This window comes from Flavobacterium sp. (assembly GCF_043780635.1).
Classification (GTDB): domain Bacteria; phylum Bacteroidota; class Bacteroidia; order Flavobacteriales; family Flavobacteriaceae; genus Flavobacterium.
In genome coordinates, this window is sequence record NZ_JAYWCK010000095.1 from 1 (window position 1) to 20,472 (window position 20,472).

Genomic DNA, 20,472 nt, shown 5'->3' on the forward strand with positions numbered 1-20,472 from the left:
AAATCGATCATTATTTATCACTTTTCGTTCGGAACGGTCACAAATAATTGGTGTGATTTCGTGAATTCCAATTTCGGTTGCTTTTTCTAAAAACCATTCAAAACGATCATTCATTTTTGTTGGTGCAACAGCCAAATGTAAGTGAAATTTTGAAGGTTCTGCCTTTTCGAAAGAGAGAATTTTAACGGTGCATTTATTGTCCGATGCCAGCGTAATCTCAGTTTTGAATAACAAACCTACACCATTGGTTACGAATAAAATATCAGTGTCTTTTTTACGCAATACTTTAATAATATGCTTGCTTTCTTCTTTATCAAAAGAAAAGCTTTCGGTGGTTTCGTCAATATTTGGATTATAAAATAATTGCATAGTTTAGAATTGAATTCGTGCTTTTGAAACGACTGCAGAAGTTTCGAAATTTTTTGATAAAAACTTTTGATAACCTACAATTCCAATCATTGCAGCATTATCGGTGGTGTATTCAAATTTTGGAATAAAAGTCTTCCAACCATATTTTTGTTCAGCTTCGACCAATGTATTTCGAATTCCAGAATTAGCCGAAACTCCTCCACCAATGGCGATTTGTTTGATTCCAGTTTCCTTTACGGCCATTTTCAATTTATCCATCAAAATTTCGATAATTGTATGTTGGATTGAAGCACAAATGTCGTTTAGGTTTTCGTCTACAAAATCAGGGTTTTCTATTTTTTTCTTTTGGATAAAATATAAAATTGCCGTTTTCAAACCCGAAAAACTAAAATCTAATCCTGGAACTTTTGGTTTCGTAAACGCAAAGGCTTTCGGATTTCCCAGTTTTGCATATTTATCAACCAAAGGACCGCCAGGATAGGGAAGACCCAGTATTTTGGCACTTTTATCAAAAGCTTCACCCACAGCATCATCTGTGGTTTCGCCAATGATTTCCATATCGAAAAAGTCGTTTACTTTCACGATTTGGGTGTGGCCGCCAGAAATTGTCAAGGCAAGAAATGGAAAAGTGGGTTTTTCCTTTCCTTCATCTTCAATAAAATGGGCCAAAATATGCGCCTGCATATGATTTACTGCAATCAAAGGAATTTGTAAAGCCAATGATAAAGATTTGGCAAACGAACTTCCCACAAGAAGTGAGCCCATTAATCCCGGCCCTTGTGTAAATGCAATTGCTGATAGCTGTTCTTTTCTTATATTCGCTTTCCGAAGAGCAGCATCAATTACGGGAACAATATTTTGTTGATGGGCACGCGAGGCAAGTTCAGGAACTACGCCGCCATATTGATTGTGAATCAGTTGGTTAGCAACAACATTTGATAATACTTTGTCGTTATTTAAAACTGCTGCGGCTGTATCATCACAAGAACTTTCGATAGCAAGAATAAAAACCTCGGGATTTTGCATAAAAAGGCATTAATTTTGAATTATATTTGACAATCCGTTATATGGATATTTACGGAGAAGCCAAAATTAAAGAATTTTTATCAAAGGTGCTTTCTTTCCTTAGGCAAAATAAAAGTTAAGAAAAAAATTAAAACAAAAATAAGTATCAAAAAAGCTTTAAAAATAGTATTTCGTTCCTTTCTTGTACTTATCCTACTATTATTGGTGCTTGGAATAGCACTTACTTTACCATTCGTGCAAACAAGAATTGCCCAATATTTTGTAGAAAGTATCAATAAGGACTTTGGGATTCATATTGCCATTGATGAAGCGGCGGTATCTGTTTTTGGTGGTGTAAAGCTTAAAAATGTTATAATTTTAGACCATCATAAAGATACTTTAATTTATGCTAATAGAATTAAAACCAATATTTTAGACAGTTCAAAATTATTGGATGGAGATTTAATTTTTGGCGATATCGTTTTGGATGGATTGTATTTTAATATGAAAACCTACAAAAACGAGAAATATTCGAATCTGGATAAATTTGTTTCAGCTTTCAAAAATGATAAACCGCCTTCTAAAAGACATTTTCTATTAACAGCCACAAATGCTAAAATTTCCAACGGACATTATACTTTAATTGATGAAAATAGAGTAGGTTCAAAAGATGTCGATTTTACTAAGTTAAATGCCTCCGTAAGTAATTTAAAAGTTTACGGTCCTGAAGTAAATACTATAATTCATAAGATGTCTTTTCAGGATCATCGGGGAATTTTTGTAGAGAGTTTAAGTGGTATATTTAGCTATACCAAAAAACATATTAAACTAGATAATCTTATTCTGGTGACCAAGGAATCCAAGTTGAAAGGTGCAATTGCTTTAAATTACGATATAGATAAAGGGGATTTTTCACATTTTACCGATAAAGTTGAGTTTGATATTAAACTCGATAAGGCAGCATTAGCATCTAATGATATTCGCTGTTTTTATAATGAATTGGGTAAAAGCCAACATTTTTATGTAAATGGAAGGATTAAAGGGCCATTAAACAACCTAAAAATTACAAACTTAAAATTAATCGATTCAAAAAAGTCATTGATAATTGGTACAATAAACTTCAAAAATCTTTTTCCAAATAAGGATCAGGAATTTTATATGGATGGGAAATTTGAAAAACTTTCTAGTAGTTATGATGATCTTATTACAATATTGCCCAATGTTTTAGGTAAAAGGCTGCCGATTATTTTGAAAAAATTGGGCAAAATTAATTTAGTTGGCAATACTCAAGTTACTACTACTTCTGTTGAGGCTAGTTTTATTATGACCACTCAATTGGGAAAAGTAAATTCTGATTTGAATATCAAAAATATGAATTTAACAGACAAGGCGGCTTATGTAGGAAATGTAGTTTTAGAGAATTTTGATATTGGTACATTCTTAGACAGAAAAGACGTTGGAAAAGTAAGTTTGAATCTTGACGTAGATGGTAAAGGATTTTCTGAAAAGTATTTGAATACTTCCCTAAAAGGGGATATAACCCAAATAGATTATAATAATTACACTTATAATAATGTAGTTTTAAACGGAAATTTTGAAAGTGGTCTATATCAAGGTAAGGTTTCTGTTAGTGACCCAAATTTAAACATGAATTTTGATGGACTGGTAGATTTAAGTAAAAAGGACAGCAGATACGATTTTCATATTAATGTTGAAAATGCAGATTTAAATAAATTAAAATTTGTAAAAGACTCCATTTCTGTTTTCAAAGGAGATGTTGTAGTAAAAGTATCGGGTAATACGATTGACAATCTCAAAGGTGACGTATTTATTAATAAAGCCACCTATCAAAACGCTAAAGCTACTTATCTTTTTGATGATTTTTATATCAATTCAAGTTTTGACCAAGACGGTGTGAGAACAATTAAAGTAAATTCTCCTGATATTGTTGAAGGCGAAATTGTTGGAAAATTCGAATTTAATCAACTGAAAAAATTAGTAACGAATTCGCTGGGAAGTCTTTATACCAATTACAAACCTGAAAAAGTTAAAAAAGGACAGTTTTTAAAGTTCAATTTTACTATTTATAATAAAATAATTGAAATCTTTTATCCGGAAATTACCATTGGTACAAACACCATTGTAAAAGGAAATATCAATTCTGATGATGAGGAATTCAAGCTCAATTTCAATTCTCCAAAAATTACGGCTTCGAAGAATACTTTTGACAATATCAGAATTAAGATAGACAACAAGAATCCGCTTTATAATGCTTATATTGAATTAGATAGCATAAAAACAGATTTTTATAATATTCGGGATTTTAGTTTGATAAACGTTACTATGAAAGACACATTGTTCTTTCGATCTGAGTTTAAAGGGGGTTCAAAAGGGCAAGATTATTTTAATTTGAACTTGTACCATACCATAAACAAAGACAATAATAATGTGGTAGGAATTAATAAATCTGAGGTAAAAATCAAGGATTATTTGTGGTTTTTGAATGAAAAGGAAACACCAAATAATCAAATAGTTTTTGATAAATCATTCAAAAACTTCAATTTTGATAACATCATACTGACTCATAAAGACCAGGAAATTACCTTTATGGGCGATATTAAAGGAAAAACATATAAGGATTTGAAATTAAGTTTTAAGGATGTTGATTTAAATCAAATTACCCCAGCAGATCCAAAATTCGTCATTAATGGAAATTTGAATGCCATTGTAAATTATAAACAAGATAATGCCGTTTTCCAACCTACAGCTTCAATACAAATTGACCATTTAGATATTAACAAAACAGAATTGGGTTATTTGAATTTTGACATTGCCGGAGATGAAACCTTTAAAAAATTTACTGTAAACTCTTCTCTCGAAAATGAAAACATAGAATCTTTTGGTGCCAATGGAAGTTTCGAAATTGTTAATGATAAAACAATTTTGGACTTACAATTAAAACTCGACAAATTTAATCTGGGAATCTTAAGTTCGCTTGGCGGAGATGTTCTGTCAAATATTAGAGGATTTGCTTCTGGAAATGCAAGTATTGCAGGAAATCTCAAAAAACCTGAAATCAATGGACGACTTTATGTAGATGATGCGGGATTAACGATTCCGTATTTGAATGTGGATTATTCATTAAGTAATCGGACTATTGTTGATTTAATAGATGAGAAGTTTTTGTTTAAAAATGATGTGCTTACTGATACAAAATTTGGTACAAAAGGAACTTTAAACGGAAGTATTTCACATAATAATTTTTCGGATTGGAAATTAGATTTAGCTATTAGTTCTAAAAGATTATTAGTGCTTGACACAAAAGATTCGGAAGATGCTGCCTATTATGGAACTGCATTTATTGATGGGAACGCCTCTATTAAAGGACTAACTAGTGGATTATTTATTAAGGTTGATGCGAAATCAGAAAAAGGTTCCTCTTTAAAAATCCCTATTAATGATTCTGAAAACATAAGCGAAAATAATTTTATTCATTTTTTGACTGCCAAAGAAAAGTTTAATATTAAAAAGGGAATTGTTGATAATTCAAGAAATTACAAAGGTCTTGAATTGGAATTTGACCTTGACATTACACCAAATGCAGAAGTTGAAGTTATTTTGGATCGAAATTCAGGTCATGGAATGAAAGGTAGAGGAAATGGAACGTTGCTATTTAAAATAAATACATTGGGTAAATTTAATATGTGGGGAGATTTTCAGGCTTATGAAGGAACCTACAATTTTAAATATGGCGGCATCATCGACAAGAAATTTTCGGTTAAAAAAGGTGGTTACATTTCTTGGGAAGGAAATCCAATGAAAGCGCGTTTAAATTTAGAAGCCGTATACAAAACAAGTGCAAATCCAGCCTTATTATTAGAGAATTCTTCCTTTAATAAAAAAGTACCAGTCAATGTAGTTATAGGACTTCGAGGGGATTTAACAAGCCCGGAACCAGACTTTAATTTTGAGTTCCCAACGGTTAGCAACGTCTTAAAATCAGAAATTGAATACAAACTCAATGATAAAGATGTTCGCCAAACGCAGGCTTTGTATTTATTGTCAACTGGAAGTTTTTTAAGTGCCGAAGGAGTGAATAATTCTGCTTTAACTTCAAATGCATTTGAAACGGCCACAGGTTTATTGAGTGGTCTTATCCATTCAGAAGACGAAAAATTCCAAGTTGGTATTGATATTATTGGTGCTGATAAAACAAGTGGAAAAGAATCCGACGGAAGATTTGTGGCTACCGTTTCGTCAAAAATAAATGAAAGAACTACCATCAACGGAAAAGTTGGAGTTCCTTTTGGAGGCATTAATGAAACAGCAGTCGTTGGAGATGTAGAGATTTTATACAGAGTTAATGAGGATGGGACTGTAAACCTGCGCTTTTTTAATAGAGAAAATGACATTAGCTATATAGGAGAAGGTATAGGCTATACACAAGGAGCCGGTATTTCTTATGAAGTTGATTTTGATACATTCAAAGAATTGGCTAATAAAATATTTAAAAATATAAAAATAGAAAAAGCCCCTGATTCTATTTTAATTGATCAGGATTCAAATCTGCCTCCTGAAGATCGAAACTCTTCAAAATCAAATTCAAAAGAGCTAAAACAAAATCGAGAAGGCAAAGCCCCTGAAGAAGATTAACCTGCTAATAGGATTGTCTTCAACGTTATACTATTTATATTCTGAATAGTAAAATCAATTTCTTAATTATTTTAATCGTTTATTTGTTAATTAATAACAAGTTTTCTCATTTATAATAAACTTATTAACGAAAACGTTTGAATTTACCCCACTTTATTAATTTATTAATAACACGGCCTCAAAAGTGGTGGATGTTTGCTAATTTTACACTTTTAATACTTAAATAATGCCAAAAACAATAAAAAAGGTTGCAGTTCTTACTTCAGGCGGAGATTCACCAGGAATGAATGCAGCAATTAGATCAGTAGTTAGAACTTGTTCTTTTCATAACATACAATGCGTCGGAATATATAGAGGCTATCAAGGAATGATTGAAGGTGACTTCAAAGAAATGGGCCCAAGAAGTGTACATAACATTGTCAATAAAGGTGGAACTGTACTTAAATCAGCTCGTTCAAAAGAGTTTATGACTGTTGAAGGTCGTAAAAAAGCATACGAAGAACTAATAAAAGCTGAAATAGACGCTTTTGTGGTTATCGGTGGAGACGGAAGTTTTACTGGAGCAGAAATATTCAATAAAGAATTCAAATTTCCTGTAATGGGAATTCCGGGTACGATTGACAACGATATTTTTGGAACGAGTCATACTTTAGGTTACGATACAGCTTTGAATACAGTTGTAGAATGTATCGATAAAATCCGTGATACGGCGAGTTCACACAATAGATTATTTTTCGTTGAAGTTATGGGTCGTGATGCGGGTCATATTGCTTTGAATGCCGGAATTGGAGCTGGAGCAGAAGAAATTTTAATTCCAGAAGAAGATTTAGGGCTAGAAAGATTAGTAGAATCACTTCGAAAGAGCAAAGCTGCAGGAAAATCGTCCAGTATTGTGGTTATTGCTGAAGGTGATAAAATTGGTAAAAATGTTTTCGAATTAAAAGATTACGTTGAAGCTAATTTACCTGAATATGAAGTTCGTGTTTCGGTTTTGGGACATATGCAGCGTGGTGGTGCGCCATCTTGTTATGATAGAGTTCTTGCCAGTAGATTGGGTGTAAAAGCTGTTGAATCATTATTGGAAGGAAAATCAAATTTTATGGTAGGAATGCTTAATGATAAAGTAGCTCTTACGCCATTGTTACAAGCAATCAAAGGAAAAACAGAAATTGATAGAGAATTGCTTCGTGTTTCTGAAATTATGTCTGTATAGAATCAGGCTTTCGCCAAATAAAAACAAATAAAATAAATAATAATTATAATCAGCTTGAAGCATTAGCTTTAAGCCAAAAGCAAACAAGAAAATGTCAAAAGTAAAATTAGGAATAAACGGATTTGGAAGAATTGGAAGAATCGTTTTTAGAGAATCTTTCAATAGAGACAATGTAGAAGTAGTAGCAATCAACGATTTATTAGATGTAGATCACTTGGCTTACTTATTAAAATATGATTCAGTTCACGGTCGTTTTAATGGAACTGTAGAAGTAAAAGAAGGTAAACTTTTTGTAAACGGAAGAAACATCCGAATTACTGCCGAAAGAAATCCTGCAGATTTAAAATGGAACGAACTTGATGTTGATGTAGTGGCTGAATGTACAGGTATCTTCACAACTATCGAAACTGCAAGTGAGCACATTAAAGGTGGTGCAAAAAAAGTAATTATCTCTGCTCCATCTGCAGATGCTCCAATGTTTGTGATGGGAGTAAACCACGAAACTGCTAAAGCTTCAGATCTTGTCGTTTCTAACGCTTCTTGTACAACTAACTGTTTAGCTCCTTTAGCTAAAGTTATTCACGATAATTTTGGAATTGTTGAAGCTTTGATGACAACTGTTCACGCAACAACTTCAACTCAAATGACAGCTGATGGTCCTTCTAGAAAAGACTGGAGAGGCGGACGTGCAGCAAGTGTTAACATCATTCCTTCATCAACTGGAGCAGCAAAAGCTGTTGGAAAAGTTATTCCTGAATTGAATGGAAAATTAACTGGTATGTCTTTCCGAGTTCCTACTGTTGACGTTTCTGTAGTAGATTTAACTGTTAAAGTTGCCAAAGAAACTTCTTATGAAGAAATTATGGCTGCTTTAAAATTAGCTTCTGAAACTACTATGAAAGGGATTATGGGATTCACTGAAGATGCTGTTGTTTCTCAGGATTTTATTTCTGATAAAAGAACTTCAATCATTGATTCAACTGCAGGAATTGGTTTAAATTCAACTTTTTTCAAATTGGTATCTTGGTATGATAATGAATACGGATATTCAAGCAAACTAATTGATTTGTCTGTACACATCTCAGGTTTAAAATAATTACATATATTTACATGAAATCCCGTTAGACTTATTCTTACGGGATTTTTTTTACCAAACCAAACAACAACCATTTTTTAGCTTTTAATCCCGGTAGCTATCGTGACTAAAATCTAAAATCTAAATTTAAATTAAAGATGAGATTATTAGTTGATAGTGGCTCTACTAAAGCCGATTGGATTGCCATAGACGAGGATGGAAAAGTATTGTTCACCACTCAAACATTAGGGTTAAATCCCGAAATACTTGATGGAGAGGAAATTATTGAACGAATAAACGATCGTTTTGATATTCTTCAAAATAAGGACAAGGCTACTCACCTTTTCTTTTATGGTGCAGGTTGCGGTACCGACAACATGAAAATTTCCCTTTCTCGAATTTTTCAAGAGTATTTTTCTAATGCAATTATTGCGGTTCACGAAGATACTTATGCTGCCGTTTATGCAACAACTCCAAAAGGGGAAGAAGCTATCGTAAGTATTCTTGGAACAGGTTCAAACTGTAGCTTTTTTGATGGTAAAGTTTTGCATCAAAAAGTGCAATCTTTGGGATATATAGTAATGGATGATTGCAGTGGAAATGTTTTTGGAAAAGAATTAATCCGAAAATACTATTTCAATAAGATGCCAAAAGAATTGGCTGTCGAATTCGAAAAAGAGTACAATTTAGATCCAGATTTCATTAAAAATAAATTATATAAAGAAGCAAATCCTAATGCGTATTTAGCCACTTTTGCCAAGTTTCTAATACAAAATAAGGATCATGAATTTTGTAAAAAAATCATTTTCAAAGGAATGAAATCTTTTGTAAAAAACTACATAAGACAATATGATAACTGCAAAGAAGTTCCTGTACATTTTGTAGGATCAATTGCTTTCTACTTAAAGGATGAATTGCAGATAATCTTTGATAAATACGAAATGAAATTAGGAAATGTCTTAAGAAGACCTATTGACGGGCTCATTGCTTATCACATTAAAAATAAATAAAATAGAAACCTGACCTCAAATGTCAGGTTTTTTTATAAACTTTTTAACCAAATAAAATGGAAATTGCAATTATTGCTCACGATGGAAAAAAAGCCGATATGGTTCAGTTTTTGAACAAAAATAAGGTTGTTTTAATGAGCTAAAATATCAAACTTATTGCCACCGGAACAACAGGAGCAAAAGCTGAAAGTGTTGGTTTAAAAGTAAAAAAGATGCTTTCTGGTCCTCAGGGAGGTGATGCGCAAATTGCGGGCAGAGTTGCCGAAGGCAAAACCAAAATGGTATTGTTTTTTAAAGACCCTTTATCCAGTCACGCACACGAATCCGATGTGAATATGTTAGTACGTGTTTGTGATGTCCACAATGTGCCATTGGCAACAAATGAGGCTTCGGCACAATTGTTTTTGAATGCAATTGCTATAGAACAGCAATCATAGAAATTTCGATATTCAAATTTTTTGGCAAGCAAGCCACTTGAACCGTTTCACGAGCTGGAGCGGTTTTTTCGTTGAAATATGAACCGTAAACTGTGTTTATACTTCCAAAATCATTCATATTCATAATGAATATAGTTGATTTCACCACATTTTCAAATGTCATTCCGGCTGCTTCGAGAACGGCCTTCATATTTTCCATAACTTGTTTGGTTTCTGCTTCAATGCTTGAATTTACTAGCTCTCCGGTTGCAGGATTAATTGCAATTTGACCTGAAGTATACAGCGTATTTCCTTTAAGAACAGCCTGATTGTAAGGTCCGATTGGAGCTGGTGATTTTTCGGTAAAAATTATTTTTTTCATAAATACGAATTTAATATTTCTAAAGTTTTGAATATTATCTGAATCTATTTATCTATTGCTGGCACTTCTTTTGTCATACTTTATATCGCTTAACACACCAGATTTTATCCCGATAAAGAAACTCCAGTTTGCTTGGTTTCCAAATGGTTGCCAATTGAAATCCATTCTCCAGCTCAACAAATCTCTTTCAAAACGAAGTTGGGTATAGGTTACACCATTTTGGACAAAATCATAACCCGTAGAGACTCCAGCTTTCCATTTTGGAGTCAAATCTGCATTGGCAGAAATCATTATGGAATTCCCGGTAATTTTACTCTCTCGATTGTTGTTTCCATAAGTAAGAGAATAGGCAAATGTCATATCCCAAGGCAATTTTGAAGCAAAAAACTCAGAAATTTTATCTTCTCCGGTGTCTTCTTCCTCATCAAATTGGCTTTTTCCTCTTGTGGCATCAATAGTGTTTCTTCCAAATAAATCATCATCACGACCACCGTTTCTTTGACTTTGTTTGTTTTTATCTTTCTTTTGAGCCTCCATATCCTTGCTGGAAATAGAGTAGTTCAAAGTCATATTTGCACTTGTCATTCTAAACAAACTTCCGCCATTGTTTATGTTAAAAACATTAATAGGTTTGCCTGAATTATCGATAGCATACGGATCTAAAGTTGTCCCGAAATTGACATTCATTTTATCATTAAACAGTTGTGTTCCTCCGCTCACTCTTACTGGTGCCCAAGCAAGAGAAGTGACTCCATCAGCATCTAAGTTATAGCTAGTAGAAATATTCAAATTGTTAAGAAGCATAACTTTTTTTGCTTCAACTTTTGTGCTGTCTTTGTCTGTAACTTTTGCTTCGAAAGTATTACTCAAATCAAAAGTAAGCATATTTGAATTAGTTTTTTGTGGAGGTGAAAAAATACCACCTTCAAATCGGGTGTAAGTATCCGTCATTTTGCCCGAAGCATCGGTAGCATAGGTATCGTAATATTTTTCGAAACTAGGAGTGTAGCCATAAGAAACCGAGGGGCGCATTACGTGTCTGATGGATTTTATCTTTTTATCGGGATTAAAATTAAATGTTCCATAAATGGTGGTTCCTAAACTGCTTGAAAAATTATAGGTTCTAAAGGCATCAAAACCATTAATTGTCTGATCTACAACCTTACTTTGATCTGTATCATATCCTCTTTGAATAGTTTTTATATACCAAACTTCATTATAATTTAAAGATGTTGAGGCGCTAAAATATTTAAAAAGTTTAAAATTGGTACTCAAAGGGATGCTATGTTGAACGCCTAATTTAGCATCATTAAACATTTCAGGCTTAAAGAACAAAGAATCTGTGGTAACAAAATTGTTTCTCCCACTTAAATTATACTGTAAGTTGATGTTCTTGAAAAAGCCTTTTTTAACTCCATCTTTGCCTACAAAAGGATAAAGACGATCTATACTATATTGCAAATCAGGCAATGTCATATTGATTTCTGAAGTTTGGGTGTTTTGAGAATGTGTTGCTGACAAAGCTAACCTAGACCCAACCGTGCCATTAAAAGTTTTACTATAAGAAACAGAGGAACTTAATGTGTTATTTAAATTTGATCCTACATTGGCCTGATTGATCGATTGCTTATAATATTTGCTACTACCCATATTTACCGAAGCAGAAAAACTTGAATTGGGGCTTCCTTTAGAATCTTTCGAATGGGACCATTGAATGTTATAAATTTTTTGTTTTAAATAGTCTGGATAACCTCTTTCACTATTAATTAAATTTTCAAATCGAACATTGAAATTTCCTCTGTATTTGTATCTTTTTGCATAACTGGATTCAAAACGCATGGCATAACTTCCATTCGTATAATAATCTCCTAAAACCGTTAAATCATAATTGTCACTAAGCGCAAAATAATAACCACCATTTTGCAAAGAAAATCCTCTTGTGTTTGAATCGTTGTAAGTGGGTAATAATAGTCCTGAAACACTTGTTTCTTTACTCATTGGGAAAAAAGCAAAAGGTAATGCTATTGGCGTAGGTACATTTGCTATTACCATATTGCTCAAACCAGCTACCACTTTCTTACCAGGAATGAATTTTACTTTATTGGTTTGGATGTAATATTCCGGATTATCTACATCTTTTGAAGTGGTGAATCGTGCTCCTTTTAAGAAATAAACGGAATCATTTTCTTTTTTTGTGATGGAAGCTTTTACTTTGAATTCTCCCTGCTCCGTTCTCGAATTCCAAATTAAAGCTTTTTTTGTCTTTAAATTAAAGCGAATGGAGTCAGGTTCTATGACATTTGCACCCTGTTTGAAATTGGGATATTGAGTATACGCACCCGTAGAATCTTTGATACGACCGGCATAAACTTCATTTTTTTCATAGTCCATTACAATAATTCCCGATTTTAACTCGATGTCCTGATAATAGAGTTCTGCTTTATCATATAGTGTAATAAGCTTTTTCTTTTGGTCAATTCGGGCATAATCTACAGATTTGTATTTTACTTTACCATCAAGAAACACCTTTACTTTTATACTATCTTTTTTAATAGTGTCATTTTCTTTTTTTGCAGCTGATTTATTTGTATTTTCAGGAATAGAACCGGGGCTTTCTTTTTGTTTTTTTGGGGATATTACGGTCGTTTTTTTCGATATATCTTGTGAATATATTTTGCAAGATCCTATTGTTAGGAAAATTGATAATAAAACGATATTAAATAAGTTTGTATTCAAAGGTTTTAATGCTATTTTTGTAGAAATATGGCTTGTTTTTTGACGTGTCAAACTTACATATAAATTTTTGTCAAAAATAATCAATTATTAAATTTATAACCTTAGTGTTTTAATTAAATTAACTTTTAGATTTATGTATATAATAAATAGAATCAAACTACAATTTGCTTTATTCTTAACGTTAGTTTCATTTCTTACTTATGGCCAATCCAATGTTTTCAAGGTAACCTTAGACGCAGGTCATGGTGATCACGATTTTGGAGCAACTTATAATGGCCACGTCGAAAAAAATATAAATTTAGCTCTAGTACTTAAAGTAGGAAGGTTATTAGAACAGAACCCAAAAATTGATGTGATTTACACTCGTAAGACAGATGTTTTTATTGATTTAATTGAACGAGCTAATATTGCTAATCGGGCCGATGCCAATATTTTTGTTTCCATTCACTGCAATGCCAATAAAAATCCTGTAGGCGAGGGAACTGAAACCTATGTAATGGGGATGAGTAAAGTGGCTTCGAATCTTGAAGCGGCTAAAAAGGAGAACTCAGTAATTACTTTGGAAAAGGATTATAAACAAAAATACGAAGGTTTTGATCCTAATTCACCTGAAACTATGATTGGAATGACCTTGATGGCGGAAGAATATTTGGATAATAGTATTTCATTGGCAAGCAAAGTTGAAGATGGATTTGCTGCTTTAGGTAAAAAAATCAGACACGGTGGAGTGAAACAAGCGCCTTTTATGGTGTTGCACAAAGCTTATATGCCAAGAGTTTTAATAGAAACCGGATTTATTTCTAATCCAAAAGAAGGTGATGAATTAGACTCAGAAGAAGGTCAAAACGAAATTGCCAGAGCCATTGCAAATGCAATTGTAAGCTACAAAAACGAATACTTTGGAAGTGAAGGCAACGATAGTGAAGCCGAAAGACCTTCTCAAAAAATAATTGAAAAACCGGTAAAAGATACTTCAACACCAGCTAAACCAAAACCGAACTTAGAGGTTACACCTTCAAAAAAGGCTGTAAATAATAATGATACAACTGGTATTATATTTAAAGTGCAACTTTCAGCAAGTACAAAAAAAATAGAATTGACACCAAGTAACTTTAAAGGATTGAAAGATATTTCAATAGAATCGGGAACTAATTTATACAAATATATGTATGGAGAAACTGCTGATTATAATGATGCTAAAAAGCTGTTGCAGGAAGCAAAAGCTAAAGGGTATGATTCTGCCTATTTAATTGCATTTAAAAACGGAGAAAAGATTAGTGTGCAAGACGCAATCAAATAATTATTAACTGCAAGTTTAATTATTTTATATTAAATTTGTAAAAATATACTTGAATTTTGAAATTAACACGAGAAATTAAAACCGCCATACTAGTCATTTCGACTATTTTACTTTTTATTTGGGGTTACAGCTATGTAAAAGGTAAAGACCTTTTAGATAAATACAAAACATTTTATGTAGAATATGACAATGTTGAAGGTTTATCTCCTTCAGCATCAGTTACTATTAATGGTTTGATAGTGGGAAAAGTAACTAAGATTTCCTTGAACAAAGAAACAGGAAAACTCTTGGTTCAATTGCAACTTAAAACTGATTTTCCTATTTCTAAAACCAGTACAGCTCTTATTTATAAGCCGGGTTTTATAGATGGAAAACAAATTGCGATTCTCCCTAATCTTGAGGATAAATCGGTATCTGCCGATGGTCAGGTTTTATTAGGAAATGCTGAATTAGATTTAACCGAAGCCTTGAAAAAGCAACTGCTTCCGCTTCAGGTAAAATTTGAGATGCTAATGAAGAATGCCGACAATCTATTGACAGGAATAAACAATGTTTTAGATAATAAAGGGCAACAAGATTTGAAAGTTAGCTTGTCTGAATTGAGTAAAACTATGGAGCAATTTCACAAAGCTTCTTCGAGTATAAATACAATTTTAGACGATAATAAAGTCGGAATAAAAGGAGTTGTAACCAACCTGGACAAAGTTTCAAGTGATTTTTCTAAAATATCGGATTCTTTAAACAAAGCCGATTTAGGAAAAACAGCTAAAAATCTACAAAAAACATTGGAAAATGTTGATAAAATAATGGCTGGAATACAGGCTGGCAAAGGCACAATGGGCAAATTGATAAACGACGAAGACTTATATAATAATTTAGAGAAAACTTCAAAAGAATTAGAATTATTATTAGAAGATATAAGGTTTCATCCAACTCGATATGTAAACGTCTCTGTTTTTGGAAAGAAAAACAAGCCTTACGTTGCACCAGTTAACGATACAGTTTCAAAAGTTAAAAACTAGCAATTATGAGCTATTTAGACAATATTTTATTTGCAATACTGCTGGTTTTAGGTTTTGGTTATTTCTTTACCAATATAAAAAAAATTGTTAGAAACATAAATCTTGGAGCAGCCGTAAATCGCAAAGACAATCCTAAAGCGCGTTGGAAAAACATGGCAATAATTGCTCTCGGTCAATCAAAAATGGTTAAACGACCAGTTTCAGGAGTGCTTCACATCATAGTTTACGCAGGGTTTATTATCATTAATATAGAATTGCTGGAAATCATTATTGATGGATTATTTGGTACTCATAGGATTTTTTCCTCTTTAGGAACTACTTATGATGTGTTGATTGGCTCTTTCGAAATATTAGCTTTATTGGTTTTGGTTGCTGTCTTTACTTTTTGGACAAGAAGAAATATTATTAGATTAAAACGGTTTGCCAACAAAGATTTGGCTGGTTTTCCAAAAAATGATGCGAATTATATCCTGTATTTCGAAGTCGTTTTGATGTCTTTATTTTTATTGATGAACGCTTCGGATTTACATTTGCAAAACATTCCGGGAGGTTTTTCTCATTTTATAAAAGCGGGAAGTTTTCCGGTAAGTCAATTTATAGAACCTTTATTTAATGGAGTTTCCAGTGATTTCGTAATGCTTCTCAATGAATTGTTCTGGTGGCTACATATTATAGGGATTTTGATTTTTATGAACTATTTGTATTTTTCAAAACACCTTCATATTCTGTTGGCTTTTCCAAATACTTATTTTGCTGATTTGAATCCAAAAGGGCAACTAGATAATTTAGAATCAGTTACCAATGAGGTAAAAATGATGATGGATCCAAATGCTGATCCTTATGCAGCAGCACCAGTAAACGAAAATGCAGTGCCCAGCAAATTTGGAGCAAGTGATATTCAGGATTTAAATTGGGTACAATTAATGAATGCCTATACGTGTACAGAATGTGGTCGTTGTACTTCCGCTTGTCCAGCTAATATTACAGGAAAAAAATTATCGCCACGTAAAATTATGATGGCAACCCGAGACAGAATAGAGGAAGTGGGAAAAAATATTGATGCCAATAAAGGAGTTTTCGTTCCTGATAACAAATCATTATTAAACGATTATATCACACCCGAAGAATTGTGGGCTTGTACATCGTGTAATGCTTGTGTCGAAGAATGTCCGGTAAATATTAGTCCGCTTTCGATTATTATGGATATGCGTCGTTATTTAGTGATGGAACAAAGCGCAGCGCCTACGCCAATAAATGCAATGATGACCAATATCGAAAATAATGGTGCACCTTGGCAATACAACCAGCAAGATCGATTGAACTGGAAAAATGAGTAAAATAATTTGGTCGTGACCCGCCGTAAAAACTGCGGGTCGGGCTATATGTTCACGCTTTTATCCCTCACGCAAACAAGAAATAAATAATTAATACAAAATGGTTTCAGATTTCAGTTTTTCAAAACTTTAAACCCTTAAACCTTTAAACTTTTTTATATGTCAGAAGTTTTAATAGTACCAACAATGGCCGAAATGCTGTCTCAAGGCAAGCAACCTGAAGTTTTGTTTTGGGTAGGTTGTTCCGGAAGTTTTGATGACAGAGCCAAAAAAATTACAAAAGCATTTGTCCGAATTCTAAACCGTGCTAATGTTTCCTTTGCAGTTCTTGGCACAGAAGAAAGTTGTTCTGGTGATCCGGCAAAACGAGCCGGAAACGAGTTCCTTTTTCAAATGCAGGCGATGACGAATATTGAGGTTTTGAATGCCTACGAAGTAAAAAAAATCGTTACTGCTTGTCCGCACTGTTTCAATACTTTGAAAAATGAATACCCGGAATTAGGCGGGAAATATGAAGTATTCCATCATACAGAATTCCTAAAATCCTTGCTAGACGATGGCAGATTAACAATCGAAGGTGGACAATTCAAAGGAAAACGTATCACTTTTCACGATCCTTGTTATTTGGGAAGAGCGAATAATGTCTATGAAGCCCCCCGTGATTTAATTCAAAAATTGGATATGGAATTGGTCGAAATGAAACGTTCTCGTGCCAACGGATTATGTTGTGGTGCCGGTGGAGCTCAAATGTTTAAAGACTCTGAACCTGGCAACAAAGAAGTAAATGTGGAAAGAACCGAAGATGCTCTTGAAACCAAACCCGATATTATTGCCGCAGGTTGTCCTTTTTGCAATACTATGATGACTGATGGAATCAAAAACAAAGAAAAAGAAGGTACCGTAAAAGTATTGGACATCGCCGAATTAATAGCAAATGCTCAGGATTTGTAAGTTAATAACAAATTAATAATAACGAATTTTGATTTCATAACTCAAAATTCATAACTCATAATTTAAGATGCTTATTCCTTTTGAAAATTTACCTTTAGAATCCAAAATCTGGATTTACCAATCAAACAGAAAATTTTCGGATGCCGAATTTTCCGAAATTGAAACTGATTTGAAATCCTTTCTTGAAAAATGGGAAGCACACAGCGTGGGTCTTGAGTCATCTTATCAATTGAAATACAATCGATTTATAATTATTGCCGTAAATCAGGATGTGCAGGCTGCAACAGGTTGTTCTATTGACTCTTCGGTGCAATTTATTCAAAAATTAGAACAAAAATACAATGTAGATTTATTGGATAAAATGAATGTTACCTTCAAAAACGGCGAACATATTGCACACAAATCTTTAATAGATTTCAAAAAAATGGCCAAAGAAAAAGCCGTGACAGAAAACACTATCGTTTTTAATAATTTGGTTAATAATATTGAAGAATTCAATGAATCTTGGGAAGTTCCGGCTATGGATAGTTGGCACAGTCGTTTTTTTTAAAACAAAAAACCAATGAAATTCTTTTTGACCAAAATTGGATGCTTCATATTTTTGTTGCTTTTGCTTACCAATTGTGCAACAAAAAAATCCAATATACCTTTCAAAAAACCCCCCATTACGGAAAATGAGGAGATTTATATTCCTTATTTAAAAATCAGAGCGGAAAAACTTTTTCAAAGATTCTGATGATGAAATTCATTGGGTTGACAGCATTTACAACAACTTATCTTTAGAAGAAAAAATTGGGCAACTTTTTATGGCTTCGGTTTATTCAAATAAAGATTCTATTCATGTTAATACTGTTGACAAACTAATCACAGAAAACAAAGTTGGCGGTCTGATTTTCTTTCAAGGCGGACCTGTTCGACAAGCAAATTTAACCAATCATTTTCAATCAAAATCAAAAGTGCCTTTATTCATTGGCATTGACGCTGAATGGGGTTTGAGTATGCGACTCGATTCGACCTATCGACATCCTTGGAATATGACTCTTGGCGCAGTTCAGGATTTGAAACTCGTTGAAAAGGTAGGTGAAAGTATGGGTAAAGAAAGCAAACGTATTGGCGTTCATTTTAACTTTGCTCCAGTTTTAGATATCAATACTAATTCTAAAAATCCAATAATCGGATTTCGATCTTTTGGCGAAAGCAAAGTAAACGTGACTGAAAGAGCGATTGCTTTGATGAATGGTGTTCAGAATCAAGGAGTTTTTTCTACCGCCAAACATTTTCCCGGTCACGGCGATACTTCGACCGACTCACATAAAACGCTACCGCTGGTTACTCTTTCGCAGGAACATATAGATTTAGTCGAATTGTATCCTTACAAACGAATGTTTGACGAAGGCTTGGTTTCAGTGATGGTAGGACATCTTAATATTCCAAGTTTAGATCCAAGACCCAATTATCCGACCTCAATTTCCAGTAGCGTAGTAACAGAATTGCTTCAGAATGAAATGGAATTTGATGGCTTGATTTTTACCGATGGACTTAATATGAAGGGAGTCAGTACTTACAGGGCTATTGATAGTATTCAACCAAAACCCGGAGAGATTGACCTATTAGCTTTTCTTGCCGGAAATGATATTTTGCTTTGTTCTGAAAATGCTCCTATGGCAATTGAAAAAATTCGTATTGCTTATCAAAATAATAGTATTACAGAAGAGCGCTTGGCACATTCCGTTAAAAAGATATTGCATTATAAATTCAAAGCAGGTTTAAACAAATACAAACCTATCGAAATAGCGAATTTATATCAGGATATTAATCCTTCTTCGAATGAAGCTTTGCAATATCAATTGTTTGAAAATGCTGTTACCGTTTTGCAGAACAAAGAAAATATCCTTCCAATACAAAACTTAAAAAACAACAAAATCGCCTATGTAAAACTAGGCGATGATGAGAATAGTTCCTTTGTTTCTACACTAAAAAAATATACCGAAATTACCGAAGTTTCCAGTCAAAGTATCGACAGTATAAATCTAAAATTAAAAGAATTCAATACCGTTATTGTTGGTTTTCACAAATCGGATAAAGCGTGGAAAAATCATGACTTCACCGAAACTGAATTGTTTTGGTTACAGCAAATTACCAAAAACAACAAAGTGATTTTAGATGTTTTTGCTGAACCCTATTCGCTGTTGCCAATTACAAATTTTGAGAATATAGAAGGATTGGTGATTTCCTATCAAAATTCAGACATTGCCCAGATTGTTTCGGCTGAACTTATTTTTGGAGCCATTGAAGCCAAAGGAAGATTACCGGTTTCAATTAACACAAACTTCAAGGTAAATGATGGTTTACCGACCGAAAAACTGAATCGTTTGGGTTTGACTTCTCCTGAAAACGTGGATATGAATCCAGTTAAACTTTTAGAAATTGAAAAAATAGCAAACAAAGCAATTGAGGACAAAATCGCACCGGGAATTGTTGTACTTGTGGCAAGGAAAGGGAAAGTTGTTTATCAAAAATCTTTTGGATATCAAACTTATGACAAAGTAAAAATGGTTTCTACTACTGATTTGTATGATGTTGCGTCCTTAACAAAAATAATTGCTACTTTACCTAATGTAATGCAGCAATACGATAAAGGGAATGTTACTTTAGAAACAAACTTGGGAAATATGGTTCCTATATTTAAAAATTCTAATAAGTCCAACATCAATTTTAAAGATTTATTATTGCATAATGCTCAATTACAGCCTTATATTCCTTTTTATAAAAAAACACTTGACAGTTCAGGAAAACCTTTGGAAAAATATTATAGAAAAACTCCAAACGAATTATTTTCAAAGCAAGTTGCAGACAGTATGTTTGTGAGAAATGATTATCACGATACTATTATGAAAGTTATAGTAGATAACCCGTTGGGTGCAATTAAATTATTTGTGTTTTAATATTGTTTATTGGTCTTTCAAAAATAAATTTATTGATGAATTGCACCAAAGTTAATGCTGT

At 33.1% G+C, this 20,472-nt stretch carries 14 protein-coding genes and 1 pseudogene; 11 read left to right on the forward strand and 4 right to left on the reverse strand.

Features of this window, described 5'->3' with window-relative positions; all coding sequences use genetic code 11:
• Together ACH2BV_RS08970 and tsaD are read right to left on the reverse strand one after the other, a co-directional pair.
• A partial coding sequence (locus tag ACH2BV_RS08970) for an RsmE family RNA methyltransferase (protein WP_395050387.1) occupies positions 1-369 on the reverse strand: 369 nt, incomplete at its 3' end.
• A gap of 3 nt (positions 370-372) precedes the next feature.
• Positions 373-1,395 carry a tRNA (adenosine(37)-N6)-threonylcarbamoyltransferase complex transferase subunit TsaD gene (gene tsaD / locus ACH2BV_RS08975; RefSeq protein ID WP_395050388.1) on the reverse strand — a complete coding sequence of 341 codons (1,023 nt, stop codon included), beginning with the start codon at positions 1,393-1,395 and terminating at the stop codon, positions 373-375.
• A gap of 234 nt (positions 1,396-1,629) precedes the next feature.
• On the opposite strand from tsaD, the gene ACH2BV_RS08980 reads away from it, so the two are divergent.
• The 5 genes and pseudogenes from ACH2BV_RS08980 (at position 1,630) to ACH2BV_RS09000 (ending at position 9,762) form a co-directional block, all read left to right on the forward strand.
• Positions 1,630-6,027 (forward strand): translocation/assembly module TamB domain-containing protein, encoded by a 4,398-nt coding sequence (locus ACH2BV_RS08980; RefSeq protein WP_395050389.1) that lies wholly within the window; start codon positions 1,630-1,632, stop codon positions 6,025-6,027.
• A 226-nt stretch (positions 6,028-6,253) separates the two neighbouring features.
• A complete protein-coding gene (gene pfkA / locus ACH2BV_RS08985) occupies positions 6,254-7,240 on the forward strand; it encodes a 6-phosphofructokinase (RefSeq protein ID WP_395050390.1) in 987 nt (328 codons plus the stop codon).
• A gap of 91 nt (positions 7,241-7,331) precedes the next feature.
• Positions 7,332-8,336 (forward strand): type I glyceraldehyde-3-phosphate dehydrogenase, encoded by a 1,005-nt coding sequence (gene gap, locus ACH2BV_RS08990; protein WP_395050391.1) that lies wholly within the window; start codon positions 7,332-7,334, stop codon positions 8,334-8,336.
• Between the two features lie 137 nt (positions 8,337-8,473).
• Positions 8,474-9,325, forward strand: coding sequence for an N-acetylglucosamine kinase (locus ACH2BV_RS08995; RefSeq protein ID WP_395050392.1), 852 nt, complete (start codon positions 8,474-8,476; stop codon positions 9,323-9,325).
• Between the two features lie 56 nt (positions 9,326-9,381).
• A pseudogene (locus tag ACH2BV_RS09000) lies at positions 9,382-9,762 on the forward strand (methylglyoxal synthase).
• Here the strand turns inward: ACH2BV_RS09000 and ACH2BV_RS09005 are convergent.
• On the reverse strand, positions 9,743-10,123 hold the full coding sequence (locus tag ACH2BV_RS09005; RefSeq protein ID WP_395050393.1) for a RidA family protein: 381 nt from the start codon (positions 10,121-10,123) through the stop codon (positions 9,743-9,745). The pseudogene ACH2BV_RS09000 and the gene ACH2BV_RS09005 overlap by 20 nt on opposite strands.
• A 48-nt stretch (positions 10,124-10,171) precedes the next feature.
• Positions 10,172-12,910 (reverse strand): putative LPS assembly protein LptD, encoded by a 2,739-nt coding sequence (locus ACH2BV_RS09010; protein ID WP_395050394.1) that lies wholly within the window; start codon positions 12,908-12,910, stop codon positions 10,172-10,174.
• Between the two features lie 82 nt (positions 12,911-12,992).
• Between ACH2BV_RS09010 and ACH2BV_RS09015 the strand changes: the two genes are divergently transcribed.
• From ACH2BV_RS09015 to ACH2BV_RS09040, 6 genes are all read left to right on the forward strand, one after another.
• Entirely contained in the window at positions 12,993-14,159 is a 1,167-nt protein-coding gene (locus tag ACH2BV_RS09015; RefSeq protein WP_395050395.1) for an N-acetylmuramoyl-L-alanine amidase, read from the forward strand.
• A 56-nt stretch (positions 14,160-14,215) separates the two neighbouring features.
• On the forward strand, positions 14,216-15,181 hold the full coding sequence (locus ACH2BV_RS09020; protein WP_395050396.1) for an MlaD family protein: 966 nt from the start codon (positions 14,216-14,218) through the stop codon (positions 15,179-15,181).
• A 5-nt stretch (positions 15,182-15,186) separates the two neighbouring features.
• Complete coding sequence (locus tag ACH2BV_RS09025; protein ID WP_395050397.1) at positions 15,187-16,518, forward strand: 4Fe-4S dicluster domain-containing protein; 1,332 nt, start codon at positions 15,187-15,189, stop codon at positions 16,516-16,518.
• Between the two features lie 156 nt (positions 16,519-16,674).
• Positions 16,675-17,466 carry a (Fe-S)-binding protein gene (locus ACH2BV_RS09030; protein ID WP_395050398.1) on the forward strand — a complete coding sequence of 264 codons (792 nt, stop codon included), beginning with the start codon at positions 16,675-16,677 and terminating at the stop codon, positions 17,464-17,466.
• 67 nt (positions 17,467-17,533) lie between these two features.
• Positions 17,534-18,016 carry an ABC transporter ATPase gene (locus tag ACH2BV_RS09035; RefSeq protein ID WP_395050399.1) on the forward strand — a complete coding sequence of 161 codons (483 nt, stop codon included), beginning with the start codon at positions 17,534-17,536 and terminating at the stop codon, positions 18,014-18,016.
• Positions 18,017-18,272: 256 nt separating this feature from the next.
• Positions 18,273-20,411, forward strand: a complete 2,139-nt coding sequence (locus ACH2BV_RS09040; RefSeq protein ID WP_395050400.1) for a glycoside hydrolase family 3 N-terminal domain-containing protein — start codon at positions 18,273-18,275, stop codon at positions 20,409-20,411.
• The last annotated feature ends 61 nt before the right edge of the window (positions 20,412-20,472 follow it).